The sequence below is a fragment of the Paenibacillus xinjiangensis genome (assembly GCF_059686975.1).
Genome location: NZ_JCAALS010000028.1, coordinates 59353 through 77662, shown reverse-complemented (window position 1 = coordinate 77662; position 18310 = coordinate 59353). Strand labels below are relative to the sequence as shown.

The following is an 18310-nucleotide window of genomic DNA, read 5'->3' as shown; positions in this document are numbered from 1 at the left end:
GATTTGCATATAAAAAAATAGAAAGGAGCCTAGGCGGCTCCTTTTCCCATGAGATTTGACCTAATTGCCTGATGCCAGAGGCACATCTTTACCGTCGCCATCTACACTTACAATCATGGTAGACAGTTGTTTGGATAGATCCACCTCATAAGGTATCTTCAATTCCTCACCAGCTTCATTATATAACAGTCTAACGATCGGTCGATGTGGATAGGACTGGTTGAAATCGACGACAACGCCCTCTTCGCCCGTATGCAGCTTGACGGTAATGCCAATCGGATATATGGCAACCTTATCCCTGAAGAGCTGTACCATATGCTGCTCATACAGCGTTCCTGTCCCTGCATACAGCAGCTCAATCGCCTGATGCGGCAGCATTGGCGCTCTATATACACGATTGGTTGTCATTGCATCATAAGAGTCCACAAGTCCGATCCATTTGGCATAGTCATGAATTTCATTGCCGCCAATACCGCGTGGATAACCGCTGCCATCGAGACGCTCATGATGCTGGAATGCACAATGGGCAACGATTAAAGGCAGGTTAGGCTCATCCTTGAGAAGCTCGTAGCCAATCTTCGCATGATGCTTCATATTCATATATTCCTCTGAAGTGAGGGAGCCTGGCTTCTTCAGCACATTCATCGAGATTTGTGTTTTGCCAATGTCGTGGAGCAGGGCTCCCATCCCAAGCGTCGTCAGCTCATCTCGTGTATAGCCATGTGCCGCCCCCAGCAGAGTCGTATATACACACACGTTCAAAGAGTGCTGGAATAAATAATCATCCACCACTCCCATATTCATGAGCATAATCATCGCGTCCTGGTGGCTCGCCAGATCATCGATAATTAGGTTCATCATTTGTTTAAAAGGCTGAGCAATATAAGGATATGTAGTGCCCTTCTTCATCTTGGGGCGATCCATCATTTGGCGGAAATTCGTTCTAATTTCCTTCAAAGCGATTCGAATCGTATCCTCACTTATAATCTCAGGAACAACTATATCATCCGTCTTCGGATCAGCTATGAATACATATTGGATTCCACATTGATCAAGCCTTTGAATTAATCTATTCGTTAATTCGACATTCTCCCCTAAGAGTACTAGACCTTCGCCAGAGAAAATCTTTTTAGCCAGTTTCATACCCGGTTGACATTTCGTTATCGGCATTAAACGCATTTTCTCGATCCTTCCCCTTAATGGTTCTTATATATATGATATCGGAATTCTTGTCTCGTAATGTTAATGTACGGGATAAACAAGCAATTCGCAACCATTTTATGCTAATCCTTCGACAAATTTCTCCACCGATCGATCTGACACTCTCGGATTGCTGCTTGATTCGTCAGTTCATCAGCCAGAATGTCACGGATGAATTCCGGCAAATAATAAGCAATTTCCTTCCCGAGCCCGAGTGACAGGTAACCAATATGGAACGTGAACATATCTATTGATCCAACCGTGTATACTCTCTCATCGAATAACGGCTCGCCACCTACGGTAATGGCTGCGATCTGCTCCAGCGGCGGCCTGGCCGAATCATAATCTACAGCAAGGCCGTCAATTGCCAGCGTTCCAAGCACTTCCCCGCGGAAGCCATAGCCCTTGATTGGCTTGCTTGTATATTCAGGCAGCAGCGCCTGCTCCAGCGCTGTGCGAATTTCTGCGCCGGTGAGCAGCATCCGGCATGGATTAATGGGCGACGGACAGAGGGCATGCAGCTGCCCCTCTGTCACGTCGCCCTGCGCTAGGCTGCCAAGCAGCTGCCCCGTGTTCACGATGCCGATCTCGGCATCTGTGTGGCGGCGCAGGCCGGCAGCCAGCAGGTTCCCGAGCGGTGATTCCCGCTCGGCCAAGGCGGGCAAGGGCGCGTCGAGCCGGGCAATGACCCGGCTCAAGCGGCGCATGCCCGCCTCCCGGAAGCCGCGAGTAATAGCCGCAGCTTCCGGATGCTCCGCATATGCAGCCATAGGCACGCATGCTGCGCGGAACTGCAGGCGCTTCGTGACCTTGTCTCTATCGATCTCCACGCGCCCCATGTACTCGCCGAATTTCCCGGCGGCACATATCGTCGTATCGCCGATAACAATTGGCTCCTCCAGCAAATGATGCGTGTGCGCTCCCAGGATGAGATCAATGCCTGCAAGCTGCTCAGCCATTTGCTTATCCATACCAAGGCCAAGATGCGACATAATGACGATTACATCCACTTGCTCCCGCAGTCTAGCAATCTCATCACGAACAGCCTCTAACGGATCAGTGATGTTCCAGCCCAGCAGCTCATAGAAATCCGTGAACCTAGCTGTTACCGCGATTAGCCCAATCGACAAGCCTTGTTTCTCTACAATAGTATGCGGCAGCAGCCACTCCGGCCATTTGCCTGACTCTGCATCCAGCATATTCGCCCCAAGAATAGCGAATCTCGCAGCTTGGTAGACCTTCGCAAGCGTTTCTTTGGAATAGGTAAGGCCTTCATTATTGCCAAGCGCTATTGCCTCATAGCCTGCCGCATTCAGCAGCTCCACGTTGACTAGCCCTTCGCTGCCTTCTGTTTCCAGCCTAATGCGGTCCATATGATCTCCGATATCGATAACGAGCAGCTGATCCTGATCATACCATTCACGCTGCTCATCTATATAAGTAGCCATTCTTGCTGCATTTTCCAACCGGCTGTGAATGTCATTGCTATGAAGGATAATAACCTTACTCGTTAGATTGTTAATGGAATCCATGCCGGCCTCCTATCGGGTTGCCTATATCCAACCCTCTTTCGTAAGCGTTCTATCGTTAACTTGTTATTTTCTCAGACGCATATCCTCAGCAGTGAATGTGCTCTTGAAGCCATATGTTGCTTCACTTGATAGCGCAGCATGAATCAGCTCAAGCTTGATGATGCTTTTGACATTCAGACATTTGCTGCTTCCGTTTGGCACGTACAAGCGAATGGGACCACCACTTGCCAGCGGCTTCCCATCTATAGCATACAGCACAGCTGCCTGCTGCAGCTGCTCCCAAGGCATCAAGGCTTGGAACGTATCTGCCGCTTCTACTTGAAGCGCAGTTGGCTGAGGAATGTCTCTATCCAAGCTAATCTCCGCTCTCCATGCTGCATACCAATGATGCCAGTCAAAAGCTTGCCCTGCCGCATCAGGCACCCGGTCCGCCAATTCAAAAACCGCACCTGCCAGCTCCGCCATTCTGCTTGCCATCATTTTCTGCGTCCCATAGTTATAATGACTAATATGTATTTCCTCATTCATTCCCATCTGCGCTTCGTCCTCCTCCAGCACCAGCCACTTCCGATGCCATCTATATGGGCTTTCTATTCCACGTTTCGTGGGGGTACAGTCCCCTCTTAAGTCCATTTGTCTATTCCAATAGCATAACATTTTTCACTTGATTATGGTATGCTATAACCGTGTTCATCCTAGGTTATGAGAGGTTAATTATCATGGAATTCAATTGGACTATTCAGCTATTTGCCGGGCTATCTGAGCGCTTCTGCGCCCCCGCGATCCTAATAAACACTCCGCAGCAGACAATGTCTGTAGACGAGCTTAAGCAGCTGCTAATCAGCAAGTATCCTGAGCAAGCCGACCTGCTTCGCGTATCATTCGTCGCATGCAATCATGAATATGCGGCAGCAGAAGCAATCATTAACATATCGGACGAGCTGGCACTGCTTCCTCCTGTTTCTGGCGGTGAGGCAGATACAGCTGAAGAAGCATTGACTGCCGAGACAGATCAGCTCTATACCATCACAGCTAACAAGCTGACAGCGGATGAAGTGCTTGCCAAAGTCATCGTTCCTGAGCACGGGGCTTCGATAGCCTTCGTAGGCACAACCCGAGAATGGACGCATGGTCAGCGTACCGTTCGGCTTGAATATGAAGCTTACGCACCAATGGCCATCAAGACGATGGAGCAGATCGGAGACGAGCTGGCAGAGCGCTTCCCTGGGACTCGATGTGCCATAGCCCACCGTATCGGAATCGTCGACATTGCGGAGACAAGCGTCGTTATTGCCGTCTCTTCCCCTCACCGCGATATGTGTTATGAGGCTAGCCGGTATGCCATTGAAAGACTCAAACAAATCGTCCCGATATGGAAAAAAGAAATCTGGGAAGACGGCTCTGTATGGAAAGGCCATCAGCAAGGCCCATGGAATCCAGTATCTCCGCTGACAGAGCAGGAATGAACATAATACCCTGTGGCTTCTGCCACTAGCAGAAGCCACAGGGGCTCAATTGCGCTTATCTGCTAGCTCAGCAGATAAGCCAACAACACCCGCAATATAACAGCTTACAATGCTAGGCAGCTGCTTCGGAATGGACAACTTCAGCATACAGAAGGAAGCGCTTACTCCTCTTCTTAGTAAAGTATTGTCAATTTCATAAAAGCAAGAGCAGCAATTGCCGAAATACTAGGTATTTAGTCGTATTTTGTATATCCTCTTATTGCTAATACCCTCATTCATTGTTACTATTTACTTAATATCAACTATTCTACAGAGGTGCAACGATGAGGGTTCATGTAACCGATTTAGTATCAGGTGACCTTTTAGAGAAAGACACATTCAACAATTACGGCTTGCATGTCCTTTCCAAAGGTACACTTCTCCAAAGCAAAGAAATATCTAAGTTATTCCAGCACCAGATAGATTATGTCGATATCGAAGCACGCGCCTCAGAAGAAATACTCCATCGTACGCTTGAATCGACAGTCAGTCCCAAGTGGCTGCCCACTGTTCAGCCTGACTATGAGAATGCCATCAAGGGCTTCCAGAGCTTATTCTCCAAAGCTACCGCCAATGGTGTCGTTAATCAAGATGAAGTGGCAGCTGCTTTTCAGCCTTTAATTAAGAACTTTCAAATGGAACGAGATGTAGTCTCCATGCTGCTGCTGCTTAATACGACAGACGATTATACGTACCAGCACTCCGTGCAGGTAGGCATGCTGTCTTATTACCTCGCTACTTGGCTTGACTATACGAATGAGGAAGCGCTTCAAATCGGTAAAGCTGGCTTCCTGCATGATATCGGTAAGAGCAAAATTTCAGATACGATCTTGAATAAGCCGGCCAAGCTCACTGATTCTGAATTTGATGAAGTGAAGAAGCATACGATATATGGCCATGACATCATCAAAGAATCGTTCGATGAGCCTTACCTCGCTATTAGCGCCTTGCAGCATCATGAGCGGAATGATGGCAGTGGTTATCCACATGGCTTGCACGGTGATGACATACACCCTGTAGCCAAGATCATTTCTGTCGTCGATATTTATAGCGCTATGATCTCTCAACGAGTGTATCAGAACAAACGAGATTTATTCTATGTCCTTAAGGAGCTGTACAAGCTGAGCTTCGTGGAGCTTGACGCTTTTACAACACATACCTTCATCAAGCATATGATTCCTAATTTTATTGGCAAAAAAGCGCTTCTGAAATCCGGTGAGACCGCTACCATCATTATGACTCACCCGACCGAGTTTTTCCGTCCGCTCATCCAGATCGAAGAACAATTCATTGATTTGACTGTGGAGCGCGACTATGAGATTCTAGAAATTATTATTTAATAGGTTGTAACGTGCAAGAAGAGCCTCCAATCTAATTTAACTTAGATTGAGGCTCTTTTGTTATACTTATTTATCTGATTATTAACCGATACTGCCTTCCATCTCGAACTTGATCAGACGGTTCATCTCAACTGCGTACTCCATAGGGAGCTCTTTCGTGAACGGCTCGATGAAGCCCATTACAATCATTTGCGTAGCTTCAGCATCTGTCAATCCACGGCTCATCAGATAGAACAGCTGATCCTCAGAAACTTTGGATACCGTAGCTTCATGCTCAAGTGTAATGTTATCGTTCATGATCTCGTTGTAAGGAATCGTATCTGAAGTCGATTCATTATCAAGAATGAGCGTATCACATTTGATATTTGATTTAGCGCCATCAGAGTTGCGTCCGAAGGATGCAAGACCACGATACGTAACTTTACCGCCGTGCTTACTGATGGACTTGGATACGATTGTAGACGTCGTATCTGGTGCCAAGTGAATCATTTTCGCGCCCGCATCCTGATGCTGAGCTTTACCTGCAACAGCTATGGACAATACCATACCTTTTGCACCGCGGCCTTTCAGGATTACAGCTGGGTATTTCATCGTCAGCTTGGAACCGATGTTGCCATCAACCCATTCCATTGTAGCGTTCTCTTCAGCAACAGCACGCTTCGTAACAAGGTTGAAGATGTTCGGTGCCCAGTTCTGGATTGTCGTATAACGAACGCGAGCGTTCTTCTTGACGAGAATCTCAACAACTGCGCTGTGCAGGGAGTTCGTGCTGTATACCGGTGCTGTACAGCCTTCTACGTAGTGTACGAAGCTGTCCTCATCGGCAATAATGAGCGTACGCTCGAATTGACCCATGTTCTCCGAGTTAATGCGGAAGTAGGCTTGCAGAGGAACCTCACATTTAACACCCTTCGGTACATAAATGAAGCTTCCGCCAGACCATACTGCGCTGTTCAGAGCAGCGAACTTGTTATCCGTGCGCGGGATGATTGTGCTGAAATATTCTTTGACAAGCTCAGGGTATTCACGAAGTGCAGAATCCATATCAGTGAAGATAACGCCTTGCTTCTCCAGATCCTCCTGCATGCTGTGGTAGACTACCTCAGATTCGTACTGTGCAGATACACCTGCGAGGAATTTCTGCTCAGCTTCAGGAATACCTAGCTTATCGAATGTTTCCTTGATTTCTTGTGGAACCTCTTCCCACGTTTTACCTTGCTTCTCGGATGGTTTAACGTAGTATTGGATGTCGTTGAAATCAAGCGAATCCATATCGCCGCCCCATGTAGGCATTGGCATTTTGTTGAATTGCTCAAGCGACTTCAGACGGAATTCAAGCATCCATTCCGGCTCGCCCTTCATTGAGGAAATCGTACGAACAACCTCTTCAGTTAACCCTTTACCGGATTGGAAAATCGATTTATGCTCGTCGCGGAAACCATATTTATACTCTTCCATTTCAGGCATTTGCCCAGCCATGTCCGTTCACACTCCTTTTCATAATGATGTTATTCGTGCTGCTGCTCGATTCCTTTACGCAGTGCATTCCATGCCAGCGTTGCGCATTTGATGCGTGCAGGGAATTTGTTAACCCCTGACAGCGCCTCTATATCTTCATTCTCCTCGAACTCGACCGATTCGCCCTTCATCAATCCGGAGAATCTTCCCGCGAGCTCAAGTGCCTCATCGAATGTTTTGCCCTTTACTGCCTCCGTCATCATCGATGCGGAGCTTAAGCTGATAGAACAGCCTTCGCCGCTGAATTTCGCGTCGACTACCTTGCCTTCCTCCACTTGAAGCTGAAGCGAAATGCGGTCGCCGCATGTCGGATTGTTCAAGTTAATCGTGACAGCGTCGGCTTCCAACGTTCCGCGGTTGCGTGGATTTTTATAATGATCCATGATGACTCTGCGATATAAATCATCCAATTGCATGACCGAAGAACTCCTTTGTTCTGAGAAGGCCGTCAACTAACCGGTCCACTTCCTCCTCTGTATTGTATAGATAAAAGCTTGCTCTAGCTGTGGCTGATACATTCAACCAACGCATAAGCGGCTGGCAGCAATGATGGCCTGCGCGTACCGCGATGCCTTCGGAATCCAGTACAGTCGCCACATCATGAGGATGCACATCACCTAAGTTAAATGTTACCAGACCTACACGATTCGTTACTGGACCATAGATCACAACATCTTCTATCTGAGATAGTCTGTCGTAAGCATATGCGGTAAGCTGCTTCTGATGCTTATCAATTTCGTCCATCCCGATCTCGTTCAGGAAATCAACCGCTGCGCCAAGTCCAACCGCGTTAGCGATCATTGGCGTTCCACCTTCGAATCGGAACGGAATTTCCTTCCAAGTCGATTCATACAGATCAACGAAATCGATCATTTCGCCGCCGTACTCAATCGGTTCCATATTATTAAGCAGTGATTTCTTGCCGTACAGAGCTCCGATACCCGTAGGGCCGCACATTTTGTGACCGGAGAAGGCATAGAAATCTGCATCCAGGTCTTGTACGTCTACTTTCATATGAGGAGTACTCTGTGCGCCATCCACCACCATAACCGCTCCGCAGCGATGCGCAATAGCAGCAATCTCTTTAATCGGATTCACGACACCTAGTACGTTCGACACATATGTGACGGATACAACCTTCGTATTCGGAGTGATCGTGCTCTCCACGTCAGCAAGCGATAGTGAGCCGTCAGGCTGAAGCGGAATATACTTAAGCGTCGCTCCAGTCGCTTTGGCCACCTGCTGCCATGGAATCAGATTACTGTGATGCTCCATTGGCGTGATGACAATCTCATCGCCTTCTTTACAGACGGAACGTGCATAGCTCGAAGCAACGAGATTAAGTGCAGTCGTCGTACCACGCGTGAAAATAATTTCTTCCGCATGCGCAGCATTGATGAACTTAGCAATCTTCTCCCTTGCCCCTTCATACGCTTCCGTTGCGCGGGAGCCCAGTGTATGAACACCCCGATGCGCATTGGCATGATCATTCTCATAATAATATTTCATCGCATCAATGACGGAACGCGGCTTCTGGGAAGATGCCGCGCTGTCCAGATAAACGAGCGGATGCCCGTTTATCTCCTGATGCAGTATCGGGAACTGTTCCCGTACCGCCTCTATATTCATCCTTCCAGCTTCCTTTCGAGCAAACGCTGAAGCTGCTCGCGTACCGCATTAATCGGAATCTCCGATACGACAGGCGCCAAAAATCCGTATATGATCAATCGTTCAGCATCTTGCTTAGTTATTCCGCGTGACATCAGGTAGTAGACCTGCTCCGCGTTGACCTGCCCTACGCTTGCTGCGTGACCTGCTTTTACATCATCCTCATCAATAAGAAGGATTGGATTGGCATCTCCACGTGCTTTTGGACTGAGCATCAGAACTTTTTCTGTCTGCACGCCGTTTGCTTTCGTAGCGCCCTTCTCAATTTTTGTAATCCCATTGATGATCGCTGTAGCACTGTCTTTCATAACTGCGCGTGTAACCATGTTGCTCTCCGAGCTGCGGCCCCAGTGTGTCGCTTGCGTCGTTAGGCTTAGCTTCTGCGCGTTCTTGCCTACGCTGATTACTTTGGCATCCGAGTTCGATCCATTGCCCTTGAGCACGGAAGTCGTGTCGGATACGGTGTAGCCATCATTCAGATCACCGATAACCCATTCCATTTGTCCGTCATTCTCAATAACAGCGCGGCGAATGGTCATATCTACACCGCTGTCTGCCATATGATGAACAGAACCGAACCTTACATGTGCGCCAGACTTGACGTATACCTCTACGATAGAGTGGTGTACGAATGGCTCAGCAATCGCATTAGGCTCAGTAACAACATAATCTACATAAGTGACTGAGCTGTTGCTCTCGGCAACAATAATGATATGCGGAGCGAATGAAGCATCCGCTTTGTTGTTGAATAGAATAGCTTGAAGCGGCAATTCAACCTCTACATTGCGTGGCACATAGACGAACACGCCGCCGTTCCATAGTGCGGAATGAAGTGCCGTAAGCTTGTTCTCGTTCTTCGCTACAGCTTGGAACAAGTATGGTTTAACAAGATCACTATGCTCTTTGCAAGCTGTCTCGAGATCAGTGAATATAACTCCTTTTGCCGCCAGCTCCGCGGACAGCTGCTTCAGAACAACGCCGGAATTTTGCTGAACCAGCAAGTTCTCCGTGCCTTCTGTTACAAGCTCGCGTACTACAGCAGGCAATTCAGTGATAGAGCTTACTGCTGTTGGCTGCTCATAGCTTCCGACAGCTGTTAAGTTCCATTTGTCTATACGCATTTTTTCCGGCTTCGGCCATTCCAGCGTTCCAGCTAGCTCAGCTGCTTCACCGCGCAGGTCAACGAGCCATTGCGGCTCTCCCTTGCTGTGAGCGAGCGCTTCAGCAGACTGACGGTCAGTCGGAGTCGATAATTGTGTACTCATCCGTTATGCCCCTTTCTGCTTAGGCCTGGCCGACCGTTTCATCATCGATGCCAAGTTCTTCTTTAACCCAGTCATAACCTTCGTTTTCCAGACGCTGTGCAAGCTCAGGACCACCGGATTTCACAATGCGTCCTTGCATCATAACGTGTACGAAGTCAGGTGTAATATAGTTCAGCAAACGCTGGTAGTGAGTGATGATCAAGAAACCACGGTCTTCAGAACGCATAGCGTTCACGCCGTTTGATACAATTTTGAGTGCATCGATGTCAAGGCCTGAGTCAATCTCGTCAAGAATAACGATTTTTGGATCAAGCAGAGTCATTTGCAGAATTTCGTTACGTTTCTTCTCGCCGCCGGAGAAGCCTTCATTCAGGTAACGGTGTGCGAATTCAGGGTTCATCTCAAGCTCTTTCATTTTGCCTTCCATTTGGCGAATGAACTTGATCAGGGAAATTTCGCTGCCTTCTTCACGACGTGCATTAATTGCACTGCGAAGGAAGTCAGAATTCATTACACCTGGAATCTCACTTGGGTATTGCATAGCAAGGAATAGGCCAGCGCGTGCTCTCTCGTCTACAGCCATCTCCAGCAGGTCTTCGCCGTTCAATACAGCAGTACCGTCTGTTACTTCATATTTCGGGTGACCCATAAGTGCAGAAGCCAGTGTACTTTTACCTGTACCGTTCGGCCCCATGATTGCGTGGATTTCCCCGCCTTTTATCTCTAGATTGATCCCCTTAAGTATCTCTTTTCCTTCGATAGCCGCTTTCAGGCCGTCGATGACAAATTGTGTTGCCATAATATGCTGATCCCTCCATGGTTGGTATGTTCGCCTGTTCGTTCCACCACTCTATAAATTTAAGCGTTCGAATTATAAAGTGATTCTCATTGATTCTCAATAATTATTTTATTATAAGTTTTGTTATAAAGCAATCCGAGAACATCTCGAAACCAAATTAAAACCGGGCGTAAACGTCAGTTTTCAGCAAGAGCCTCTCTTATTCGAGCTACTTGCTCTTCGAATCTTTCATTAGAGATAACAGGCTCCATCTCAGGGTTACCCGCCACAGTCTCATGATCCAGTGATATCCAAGATTTGCATCCATTATAAGCAGGCAGCATCGGAACTTCTATTGGCTCTGACAGACGGTATACTCTGAGCAGCAGCAGATGGAGTGGCTTGGTGCGTTTCCATTTCAGACGTTCCTCTGCGAACGTATCCGTCCATATATGAAATTCTCGAAGTCGATCGAGTGCTGCCTGATCTGTAATCTCAATATCAGCCACTGCCTCCGCATAGACATCCAGCTTCATAGAAGGCATATCGGGCGACCAGTCCGCCATCGTCCCGCTGATTTTCCCTTGATACGGCTCCTTCAGCAGATGCTCCTTCTGATGCTCATAGGCGGGCATCATATAGAAGCTTGTGCTAACCAGCTGAAAATCTTTCGTTTCCTCTATAATGCCACCTTTGCGCATGACCAGAATAAGCTGTCCTTCACGTAGAGCATTTACTGTTACGGCCCACTCCTTCAGAGCGACCGGTTGACGTTCTATATTGTCAGCCATATCCGTTCCTCCAATCCATACTTGTCCTTTGTTGTGTAACATTATATCATTTGTAGGTATTCCATGGTGAAATAATATGCTTTATACTAAGCTGAGAAGAATACTTGGCATTGCCCAAGCCTGCAATAAAAGATAAGCTGTGTAGTAGTTAACAAGCGTATCTTCTAATAACTATAGGAGGTGGACAAGCATGTCTGCTTATCATCCATTAACAGAACAAGAAGCAATTGAAATCGCGCGATCCATAGAGGGCTTTTTCTCCGAAGGCGCTGAGCTGCAATCACGTGAAATTGGCGACGGTAATTTGAATTTGGTATTCCATATTATCGATCCAAGCAATGGGAAAGCACTTATTCTGAAGCAAGCGCTGCCGTATGCTAAGGTTGTCGGCGAATCTTGGCCGCTGTCGCTTGATCGTGCTCGTATTGAGAGTGAAGCTCTTCAGTCCCAATACAAGCTTGCACCTGGTCTTGTTCCTGCTGTGTACCATTATGATGCGGAGCTTGCTTTGACCGTAATGGAAGACCTTAGCGATCACATGATTATGCGTCATGGATTAATCTCCGGCGTTCGCTATCCGAAGTTCGCTGAAGATATTTCGACCTTCATGGCTCGCACCTTATTTTACACTTCAGATCTAGGTATGAATCAGCAGGACAAGAAGCTCCTTGTTAAAGAATTCATTAATCCTGACCTGTGCAAAATAACGGAGGATCTTATTTTTGATGACCCTTACACAGAAACGACTAACAATAGCTACGATGATGCCATTGAGGATGCAGCTGAAGCTTTGCGACAAGACGGCTCTCTCCATCTCGAAGTGGCTATATTACGCGAAAAGTTCCTAACGAATGCTCAAGCCCTTCTACATGGGGATCTTCATACAGGCAGCGTATTCGCTACGCCAGAGTCAACGAAAGTTATTGACCCGGAATTCGCCTATTTCGGTCCAATAGGCTTCGATATTGGAGCTGTCATTGCCAATCTGCTGCTGAATTTCGCTGGGCAAGAGCATTGGATTGCTGACCAAGCAGAGCGCGCAGACTTCCGCCGTTATCTTACTGATACGATTCGTGATGTATGGACGAAGTTCGATCAGAAATTCCGCGCATTATGGGAAGATAACGGCATTGACAGACTCGCAGGCTCCGCACAAGGCTATCAGGGTTACTATATGAATCGTCTGCTTCAGGATGCAATTGGCTTTGCTGGCTGCAAAATCGTTAGAAGAATCGTTGGCCTGTCACATGTGGCTGACATTGATACGATTCCAGATGCTGCTGTCCGCGAGCGTGCACAACGTATGGCTCTTAGCATCGGCACCTCGCTTATTCACTTGAACCGACAAGCTGTATCTATCGAGCAAGCGATTGATATCGCCTTGAGTGCAGCAGCGAAGAAGCATTCATAGCGCCTGCGTCTTACTTCATTTAATAGACAACTTAGAACCTTAGAATAAGAAAGGATTTGACCTATATGACTACCAACTATGTAGGCTTGCAATCTGTCATCTGGACGGAGAACAGGCTTGATCTGTTAGACCAAAGGCTTTTGCCAGAAGAAATCGTTTATTTGCCGCTTACGACATCGGAGGATGTATGGGAAGCTATTCGCCATCTCAAAGTAAGAGGAGCTCCAGCTATAGGTATTTCTGCCGCATATGGCGTTGTACTTGGAGGCCGTAACGAGTCCTCGGTTGAGAGCTGGCTTGAAGCAGTCCATAAGCAGGCTGAATACCTTGCTACTTCCAGGCCAACAGCCGTTAATCTGTTCTGGGCGCTGGATCGGATGAAAGCACGTGCTGACGTTCTATCCAAGAGCGACCTCACGTTGGAAGCGATCAAGCAGGCATTGTTGGATGAAGCCATCGCTATTCAATCCGAGGATGAAGAAACGAACCGTATGATCGGAGAGCATGCGCTAACCCTATTCGAGGATAATATGGGTGTTCTTACTCACTGCAATGCCGGTGGACTCGCTACTGCCAAATACGGCACAGCTCTAGCTCCTTTCTATCTGGCACAAGAGCGCGGCATGTCGCTTCGCGTATTCGCCGATGAGACCCGCCCTGTCCTTCAGGGGGCTAGATTAACAGCATTCGAGCTGCAGCAGGCTGGTGTGGATGTAACGCTAATCTGCGACAACATGGCTGGCATGGTCATGTCCAAGGGCTGGATCAATGCTGTAATCGTCGGAACCGACCGCGTAGCAGCCAATGGCGATGTGGCGAACAAGATCGGTACGTACAGCGTGGCCGTCCTTGCCAAAGCCCATGGCATTCCATTCTATGTAGCTTGCCCGCTGTCAACGATCGACCTGAATACACCTAACGGTTCGGAGATTCCGATCGAAGAGCGTAATGCAGAAGAAATTACAGAAGGCTTCGGCAAAAGAACAGCGCCACAAGGCGTTAAAGTGTTCAACCCTGCCTTTGATATCACGCCTAATGAATATGTGACGGCAATCATTACTGAAAAAGGCATTATCCAAGCTCCTTATGATGTGAACCTGAAGAAGCTTTTTGAATAAGCCTTCCAGAGTCAATCCATAAGATAAGCCCCTTGGCAGCGGCATATTATATATGCCGACCAAGGGGCTTTCCTGTGCTATAACATCAAGAGAAGTGCTTCCGAGCCCTTCATACCGACAACAATACCTAATGCTTCCGCTGTCGTCGTCACGGATTCAAGCGGCGCTTCCATTAGCTGCTCAAGGGTTTGCACGCCAACAGCTCTGCCGGCTACGATCTCACGATGCTTCAGCCGATCATTCAAGAGCCCAACGTCCAGAGCTCCGCACATAATGTAGCCTTTGTCTGTTGCTACAGCAAGTAAGGTAGTTTTGGGCAGCTTCACTTCGACACCAATAACTGTAACTCCGTTCTCTAGCGTAACGGGTACCATTCGCATCATTTTGGGTTCCACCCCCTTCTTCTTCCGGATAACATGGTTCAAACTGCATCAACATTATATGCAGTTCATTCTCATCGGTATTAGATGAATGGTGTGGTTCGTGGGCAGCAGACTAGCCTAATTCATGGGAATAACTTACTTATGCATATACTCATTAAAAAGGATAAATTTAGGCCTATAAGACTAGACAAATTAATGATATATTTATATACAAGTCATGCAGTTCGGGGGAATTATGAAAGCTAAGCAGCCATCTAATACGAATACATACCTGTTTCAAGTTGAATTACTTGTTGAAGACGCTAACAATAAAGCTGCACTAGAGCAGCTCATTCGAGCACTGAATCAGCTTCCCTTTCCTGATTATCGTATTCTCAAGGGTATTCAGCTTGGCCAACTCATTGAAGAGCGGCTAGCTGCATCTTCTGAGCAGCATCCCATCGATATACTCCAAGAAACGGCTGCACCTGCAGCAAGCAGTCCAATGGTCAGCGGGTTTGAGGCCATACGCGGTTATATGAAGAATAATAAGCTCATACGTTTAATTGTGAACAAAGGTTTAGGAATCAAGCTTAGCATTCCTTGCAGAATTATTAACATGGATGAAGTGACAACCATCATAACGGTCTACCATGTAGATGAGAAGCAGGTCTACACGTTTCGTCTGAATGAGATTGAAGATTTTCAAGAATAGCTGTAGATCAATACCTTCATCGGACTAAAAAAAGAGAACAACCAACTGAGATGTCTTCCACCTCTCAGTTGGTTGTTCTCTTATATGTATGCCGCCCCTAACATCTGCTCAATGCTATCACTAGTCACTGGGGGACTCCAGAAGTAACCCTGTATCTCGTCGCAATTATGCTTCCGCAGGAACTCCATTTGACCTTCCGTCTCCACGCCTTCTGCGATAACCTGAATGTTCAGGTTATGCGCCATTGCAATAATGGCTGCAACGATCTCCGCATCGCTCGGATCTTGTTGAATATCTCTCACGAATGAACGGTCAATCTTCAACCGGTCGATCGGGAAGTTTTTCAAGTAATGAAAGGAGCTGTAGCCGGTGCCGAAATCATCGATGCTAATACCGATGCCCATATCAGTCAAGGCTATTAAGCAGCGCGACACATGTCCGATATCCATCGTCATCGATTCCGTAATTTCCAGATCCAGAAATTCCGGCTTCAAGCCCGTCTTCTCGAGCACTGCTGCTACTTTGCTCGAAAGATCATGCTGCACGAATTGTCTAATAGACAAATTCACAGATACAGGCATTGGCGGCAGTCCTGCATCCTGCCAAGCTTTGTTCTGACGGCATGCTTCCTCCAGCACCCAGTCGCCAATCTGTACAATCATTCCGCTTTCTTCAGCTAATGGGATAAATTCACCAGGCGGAATCATTCCTTTGACCGGATGCTTCCAGCGTACTAGCGCTTCCACACCTACCATCATACCCGACACCATATCATATTGCGGCTGATAATGAAGCACGAATTCCTTGCGCTGAATCGCGCGGTACATTTCATGCTGCAGAGTAAGGCGCTCTAGCGAGGAATTGTCCCAGCTCTCTGAATAGAGCATACAATCGTTTTTGCCGCTCTCTTTCACTCTAATCAATGCCATATCGGCCTTCTTAAGCAGCAAATAACCGTCATCCTCTTCGATACTGCTCGTTATGACACCGATACTTCCCGTAATGTGAAGCGGAAAGCCCTTCAGCTCGAACGGCTCCTCGATCGCAACCAGGAGTTCCCGTGCGAGCCCGACCAGATGCTCCCCCGATTCCACATGTGTGAACAGCAGAGCGAATTCATCGCCCTCCATGCGAGCAGCGAATCCTCGCTCGGAGATCGCACTTGTTAAGCGTTCCGCTACTTGCATTAGAAGCATATCACCGAATTCACGGCCGAACGAAGCGTTGACTAGCTTGAACCGATCCAGATCCAAATAACATAATCCAACCAGACGATTGCTTGCCTTCGCTAAATCCAGGCTTTCATTTAGCTTAATATGAAACAAAGTTCGATTCGGAAGTCCTGTCATATCATCATAATAGGCCATATAGCGGATTCTCTCGACATTCCGTTTGCGGTCGCTTAGATCATGGATAACAATGACTGTACCAATCACATCCTGACCTTTAAGCATCGGAGCACAGACGACCTGAAGCTCAAGCGGATATCCGGATCGATGGGTAATATGAACATTCGCCTGCTGTGCATCCCCTAGAAGCGACTGAGCCAGCAAATCCAGTAAGTTCTGACGACTGCCCGGCTCAATAAGCGGTGTAAGAGGATTGCCTAGAAGCTCTGAACGACTATAACCGAGCGTCTTGCTCGAGGCATCGTTCATCTCCATGATAACTCCGCTGCGATCCAGCACAGCAAGCGGTACAGCCTCTGATCGAAGCAGCGTTTCTACTATTGGCGTATGAAAGTTCTGAAAGCTAACAGAATGGCGGCGCTTGGACAAAATGATGAATGTAACTACTAAGATTGATGCTGTCACAGCCCATAAAAACCATCTGAGCAAAGGATTAACAATCCAAAAAAAGATAAGTACAGCCACAGCTGCAACGGCAATCCATACGAGTACATTTGCCGTCCAGGATCTATTCGGCGGCTGCGCAACCGCGTCTCGTGGCCGTCTCTTCGGCGAGTCATCCATCCGTTTAGTCACACACCAACTTCCTTCCTCTGTTCCAGTCAAGTGAGTGTCTGTATCAGTATAAACGATATGGGCGTGACGGTATAGAAATATTTACTAAAGCAGTGAAGGAAAATGTAATATATTATTAGAAACTGTCGATAATCATCTATTTATGACGAGCCTTGAGCGCTGCTGCGATAATACAGCCCCATCCAGAGAGGAAAGCCACTCCGCCAATAGGTGTAACAGCACCTAATATAGGAGTATCAGTAAGAACCAGCACATACAGGCTTCCGCTAAATATAACAATGCCTGCGATTAACAACCTTCCCCCGACACGCAGCAGTCTGCTGTCACCGATACGGTCCGCTAACAGCGCCACCAGCATGAGTCCTAATGAGTGATACATATGGTAGCGTACCCCTGTCTCGAAGGTCGTAAGTAGATTTGCTGATACGATTTTTTCCAAAGCGTGGGCTCCGAATGCCCCTAGTGCAACAGCTAGAGCTGCGCCAATGGCGCCATAAGCAAAATATTTTTGAAACATTGTTGTTCATTCCTTTCAAGTTTGTGTATAATTTTACCGTATTAGTTATAAAAGGAGTTGTTAACCTTGGAAGAAGATCAAAAGGACTTCCCGCGGGAGAATACCGAATCCGAAGGCAGCCTGCAATCGGAGCGACGCAATTACAATCCCTACGCCTCGCAGCCCGCTCTTGCGAACACGCCTTTGCCTCCGCAAGAGAATGAACGAATCAAGCAATCAGGACTTGGCATCGCGTCATTCATTATATCGCTTGCAGCTGTAGTCCTTATCGTAATTGGATTTATCATGGCTGCCGTATTCGTCAGTCAAGCGGCTAGCGATCCACAGCTGCTGCTGGACGATCTTGCCAATATCGACAGTCAGCTCTCAGATTCCATTGTACCGATTATGTTAGCCGGATTAAGCATCTTAGCTTCTATCGCTGTAGCACTTGTCGGTCTAATTCTCGGCATTATTGGCGCTTGCTCCAAGAATCGCCGCAAGGCTTTTGCCATCGTCGGCATCATCTTGAACGGGTTAATTGTACTCGGAACAGTAGGGTTGTTCGCTATTAGCCTTCTCGCAACAGCTTCAGTATAGCTAGCATCATTTCATGTTCACAGCAG

Annotated in this window: 18 protein-coding genes; 6 read left to right on the top strand and 12 right to left on the bottom strand. The window is 47.5% G+C overall.

Features of this window, described 5'->3' with window-relative positions:
- Positions 1 to 60: 60 nt before the first annotated feature.
- The 3 genes from AC6ESP_RS23585 to AC6ESP_RS23575 all read right to left on the bottom strand — a co-directional run bounded on the left by AC6ESP_RS23585 (position 61) and on the right by AC6ESP_RS23575 (position 3266).
- Positions 61 to 1179 (bottom strand): HD-GYP domain-containing protein, encoded by a 1119-nt coding sequence (locus AC6ESP_RS23585; RefSeq protein WP_497099183.1) that lies wholly within the window; start codon positions 1177 to 1179, stop codon positions 61 to 63.
- A 104-nt stretch (positions 1180 to 1283) separates the two neighbouring features.
- The gene (locus tag AC6ESP_RS23580) at positions 1284 to 2732 is read right to left on the bottom strand and encodes a bifunctional metallophosphatase/5'-nucleotidase (protein WP_497099182.1); all 1449 of its coding nucleotides are present in this window, start codon (positions 2730 to 2732) and stop codon (positions 1284 to 1286) included.
- Between the two features lie 63 nt (positions 2733 to 2795).
- Positions 2796 to 3266 carry a molybdopterin-binding protein gene (locus AC6ESP_RS23575; RefSeq protein WP_497099181.1) on the bottom strand — a complete coding sequence of 157 codons (471 nt, stop codon included), beginning with the start codon at positions 3264 to 3266 and terminating at the stop codon, positions 2796 to 2798.
- A gap of 185 nt (positions 3267 to 3451) precedes the next feature.
- On the opposite strand from AC6ESP_RS23575, the gene AC6ESP_RS23570 reads away from it, so the two are divergent.
- Both AC6ESP_RS23570 and AC6ESP_RS23565 read left to right on the top strand, forming a co-directional pair.
- Positions 3452 to 4198 carry a molybdenum cofactor biosynthesis protein MoaE gene (locus tag AC6ESP_RS23570; RefSeq protein WP_497099180.1) on the top strand — a complete coding sequence of 249 codons (747 nt, stop codon included), beginning with the start codon at positions 3452 to 3454 and terminating at the stop codon, positions 4196 to 4198.
- Positions 4199 to 4521: 323 nt separating this feature from the next.
- Positions 4522 to 5577, top strand: a complete 1056-nt coding sequence (locus tag AC6ESP_RS23565) for an HD-GYP domain-containing protein (protein ID WP_497099179.1) — start codon at positions 4522 to 4524, stop codon at positions 5575 to 5577.
- Positions 5578 to 5658: 81 nt separating this feature from the next.
- On the opposite strand, the gene sufB is transcribed toward AC6ESP_RS23565, so the two are convergent.
- The 6 genes from sufB to AC6ESP_RS23535 form a co-directional block, all read right to left on the bottom strand.
- Positions 5659 to 7056: a Fe-S cluster assembly protein SufB gene (gene sufB, locus AC6ESP_RS23560; RefSeq protein ID WP_497099178.1), complete on the bottom strand. Its 1398-nt coding sequence runs from the start codon at positions 7054 to 7056 to the stop codon at positions 5659 to 5661.
- Positions 7057 to 7085: 29 nt separating this feature from the next.
- Positions 7086 to 7511, bottom strand: a complete 426-nt coding sequence (sufU, locus tag AC6ESP_RS23555; protein ID WP_497099177.1) for a Fe-S cluster assembly sulfur transfer protein SufU — start codon at positions 7509 to 7511, stop codon at positions 7086 to 7088.
- Positions 7498 to 8724: a cysteine desulfurase gene (locus tag AC6ESP_RS23550; protein ID WP_497099175.1), complete on the bottom strand. Its 1227-nt coding sequence runs from the start codon at positions 8722 to 8724 to the stop codon at positions 7498 to 7500. The genes sufU and AC6ESP_RS23550 overlap by 14 nt, the downstream gene beginning before the upstream one ends.
- Positions 8721 to 10028, bottom strand: a complete 1308-nt coding sequence (sufD, locus tag AC6ESP_RS23545; protein WP_497099174.1) for a Fe-S cluster assembly protein SufD — start codon at positions 10026 to 10028, stop codon at positions 8721 to 8723. The genes AC6ESP_RS23550 and sufD overlap by 4 nt, the downstream gene beginning before the upstream one ends.
- A 19-nt stretch (positions 10029 to 10047) precedes the next feature.
- Entirely contained in the window at positions 10048 to 10827 is a 780-nt protein-coding gene (gene sufC / locus AC6ESP_RS23540) for a Fe-S cluster assembly ATPase SufC (RefSeq protein ID WP_497099173.1), read from the bottom strand.
- 176 nt (positions 10828 to 11003) lie between these two features.
- On the bottom strand, positions 11004 to 11597 hold the full coding sequence (locus tag AC6ESP_RS23535; protein ID WP_497099172.1) for a DUF1802 family protein: 594 nt from the start codon (positions 11595 to 11597) through the stop codon (positions 11004 to 11006).
- A gap of 190 nt (positions 11598 to 11787) precedes the next feature.
- Here AC6ESP_RS23535 and mtnK point away from each other — a divergent pair, with 190 nt between their 5' ends.
- Together mtnK and mtnA are read left to right on the top strand one after the other, a co-directional pair.
- Positions 11788 to 13008 (top strand): S-methyl-5-thioribose kinase, encoded by a 1221-nt coding sequence (mtnK, locus tag AC6ESP_RS23530; RefSeq protein ID WP_497099171.1) that lies wholly within the window; start codon positions 11788 to 11790, stop codon positions 13006 to 13008.
- A gap of 65 nt (positions 13009 to 13073) precedes the next feature.
- Positions 13074 to 14126: an S-methyl-5-thioribose-1-phosphate isomerase gene (mtnA, locus tag AC6ESP_RS23525; protein WP_497099170.1), complete on the top strand. Its 1053-nt coding sequence runs from the start codon at positions 13074 to 13076 to the stop codon at positions 14124 to 14126.
- A gap of 77 nt (positions 14127 to 14203) precedes the next feature.
- Here mtnA and AC6ESP_RS23520 read toward each other — a convergent pair whose 3' ends face one another.
- A complete protein-coding gene (locus AC6ESP_RS23520; protein WP_497099169.1) occupies positions 14204 to 14509 on the bottom strand; it encodes a YunC family protein in 306 nt (101 codons plus the stop codon).
- A 235-nt stretch (positions 14510 to 14744) separates the two neighbouring features.
- Here AC6ESP_RS23520 and AC6ESP_RS23515 point away from each other — a divergent pair, with 235 nt between their 5' ends.
- Positions 14745 to 15203: a hypothetical protein gene (locus AC6ESP_RS23515; protein WP_497099168.1), complete on the top strand. Its 459-nt coding sequence runs from the start codon at positions 14745 to 14747 to the stop codon at positions 15201 to 15203.
- A gap of 80 nt (positions 15204 to 15283) precedes the next feature.
- Here the strand turns inward: AC6ESP_RS23515 and AC6ESP_RS23510 are convergent, their stop codons facing one another.
- Positions 15284 to 17188, bottom strand: a complete 1905-nt coding sequence (locus AC6ESP_RS23510) for a putative bifunctional diguanylate cyclase/phosphodiesterase (protein WP_497099167.1) — start codon at positions 17186 to 17188, stop codon at positions 15284 to 15286.
- Between the two features lie 136 nt (positions 17189 to 17324).
- The gene (locus tag AC6ESP_RS23505) at positions 17325 to 17705 is read right to left on the bottom strand and encodes a DUF423 domain-containing protein (protein WP_497099166.1); all 381 of its coding nucleotides are present in this window, start codon (positions 17703 to 17705) and stop codon (positions 17325 to 17327) included.
- Positions 17706 to 17771: 66 nt separating this feature from the next.
- Between AC6ESP_RS23505 and AC6ESP_RS23500 the strand changes: the two genes are divergently transcribed.
- Positions 17772 to 18284, top strand: coding sequence for a hypothetical protein (locus AC6ESP_RS23500; protein ID WP_497099165.1), 513 nt, complete (start codon positions 17772 to 17774; stop codon positions 18282 to 18284).
- Positions 18285 to 18310 lie beyond the last annotated feature (26 nt).

Excerpts from the sequence above, each read along its gene's own strand:
- AC6ESP_RS23585 (WP_497099183.1), bottom strand. The coding sequence starts at position 1,179 with ATGCGTTTAATGCCGATAACGAAATGTCAACCGGGTATGAAACTGGCT.
- AC6ESP_RS23580 (WP_497099182.1), bottom strand. The coding sequence starts at position 2,732 with ATGGATTCCATTAACAATCTAACGAGTAAGGTTATTATCCTTCATAGC.
- AC6ESP_RS23575 (WP_497099181.1), bottom strand. The coding sequence starts at position 3,266 with ATGGGAATGAATGAGGAAATACATATTAGTCATTATAACTATGGGACG.
- AC6ESP_RS23570 (WP_497099180.1), top strand. The coding sequence starts at position 3,452 with ATGGAATTCAATTGGACTATTCAGCTATTTGCCGGGCTATCTGAGCGC.
- AC6ESP_RS23565 (WP_497099179.1), top strand. The coding sequence starts at position 4,522 with ATGAGGGTTCATGTAACCGATTTAGTATCAGGTGACCTTTTAGAGAAA.
- sufB (WP_497099178.1), bottom strand. The coding sequence starts at position 7,056 with ATGGCTGGGCAAATGCCTGAAATGGAAGAGTATAAATATGGTTTCCGC.
- sufU (WP_497099177.1), bottom strand. The coding sequence starts at position 7,511 with ATGCAATTGGATGATTTATATCGCAGAGTCATCATGGATCATTATAAA.
- AC6ESP_RS23550 (WP_497099175.1), bottom strand. The coding sequence starts at position 8,724 with ATGAATATAGAGGCGGTACGGGAACAGTTCCCGATACTGCATCAGGAG.
- sufD (WP_497099174.1), bottom strand. The coding sequence starts at position 10,028 with ATGAGTACACAATTATCGACTCCGACTGACCGTCAGTCTGCTGAAGCG.
- sufC (WP_497099173.1), bottom strand. The coding sequence starts at position 10,827 with ATGGCAACACAATTTGTCATCGACGGCCTGAAAGCGGCTATCGAAGGA.
- AC6ESP_RS23535 (WP_497099172.1), bottom strand. The coding sequence starts at position 11,597 with ATGGCTGACAATATAGAACGTCAACCGGTCGCTCTGAAGGAGTGGGCC.
- mtnK (WP_497099171.1), top strand. The coding sequence starts at position 11,788 with ATGTCTGCTTATCATCCATTAACAGAACAAGAAGCAATTGAAATCGCG.
- mtnA (WP_497099170.1), top strand. The coding sequence starts at position 13,074 with ATGACTACCAACTATGTAGGCTTGCAATCTGTCATCTGGACGGAGAAC.
- AC6ESP_RS23520 (WP_497099169.1), bottom strand. The coding sequence starts at position 14,509 with ATGATGCGAATGGTACCCGTTACGCTAGAGAACGGAGTTACAGTTATT.
- AC6ESP_RS23515 (WP_497099168.1), top strand. The coding sequence starts at position 14,745 with ATGAAAGCTAAGCAGCCATCTAATACGAATACATACCTGTTTCAAGTT.
- AC6ESP_RS23505 (WP_497099166.1), bottom strand. The coding sequence starts at position 17,705 with ATGTTTCAAAAATATTTTGCTTATGGCGCCATTGGCGCAGCTCTAGCT.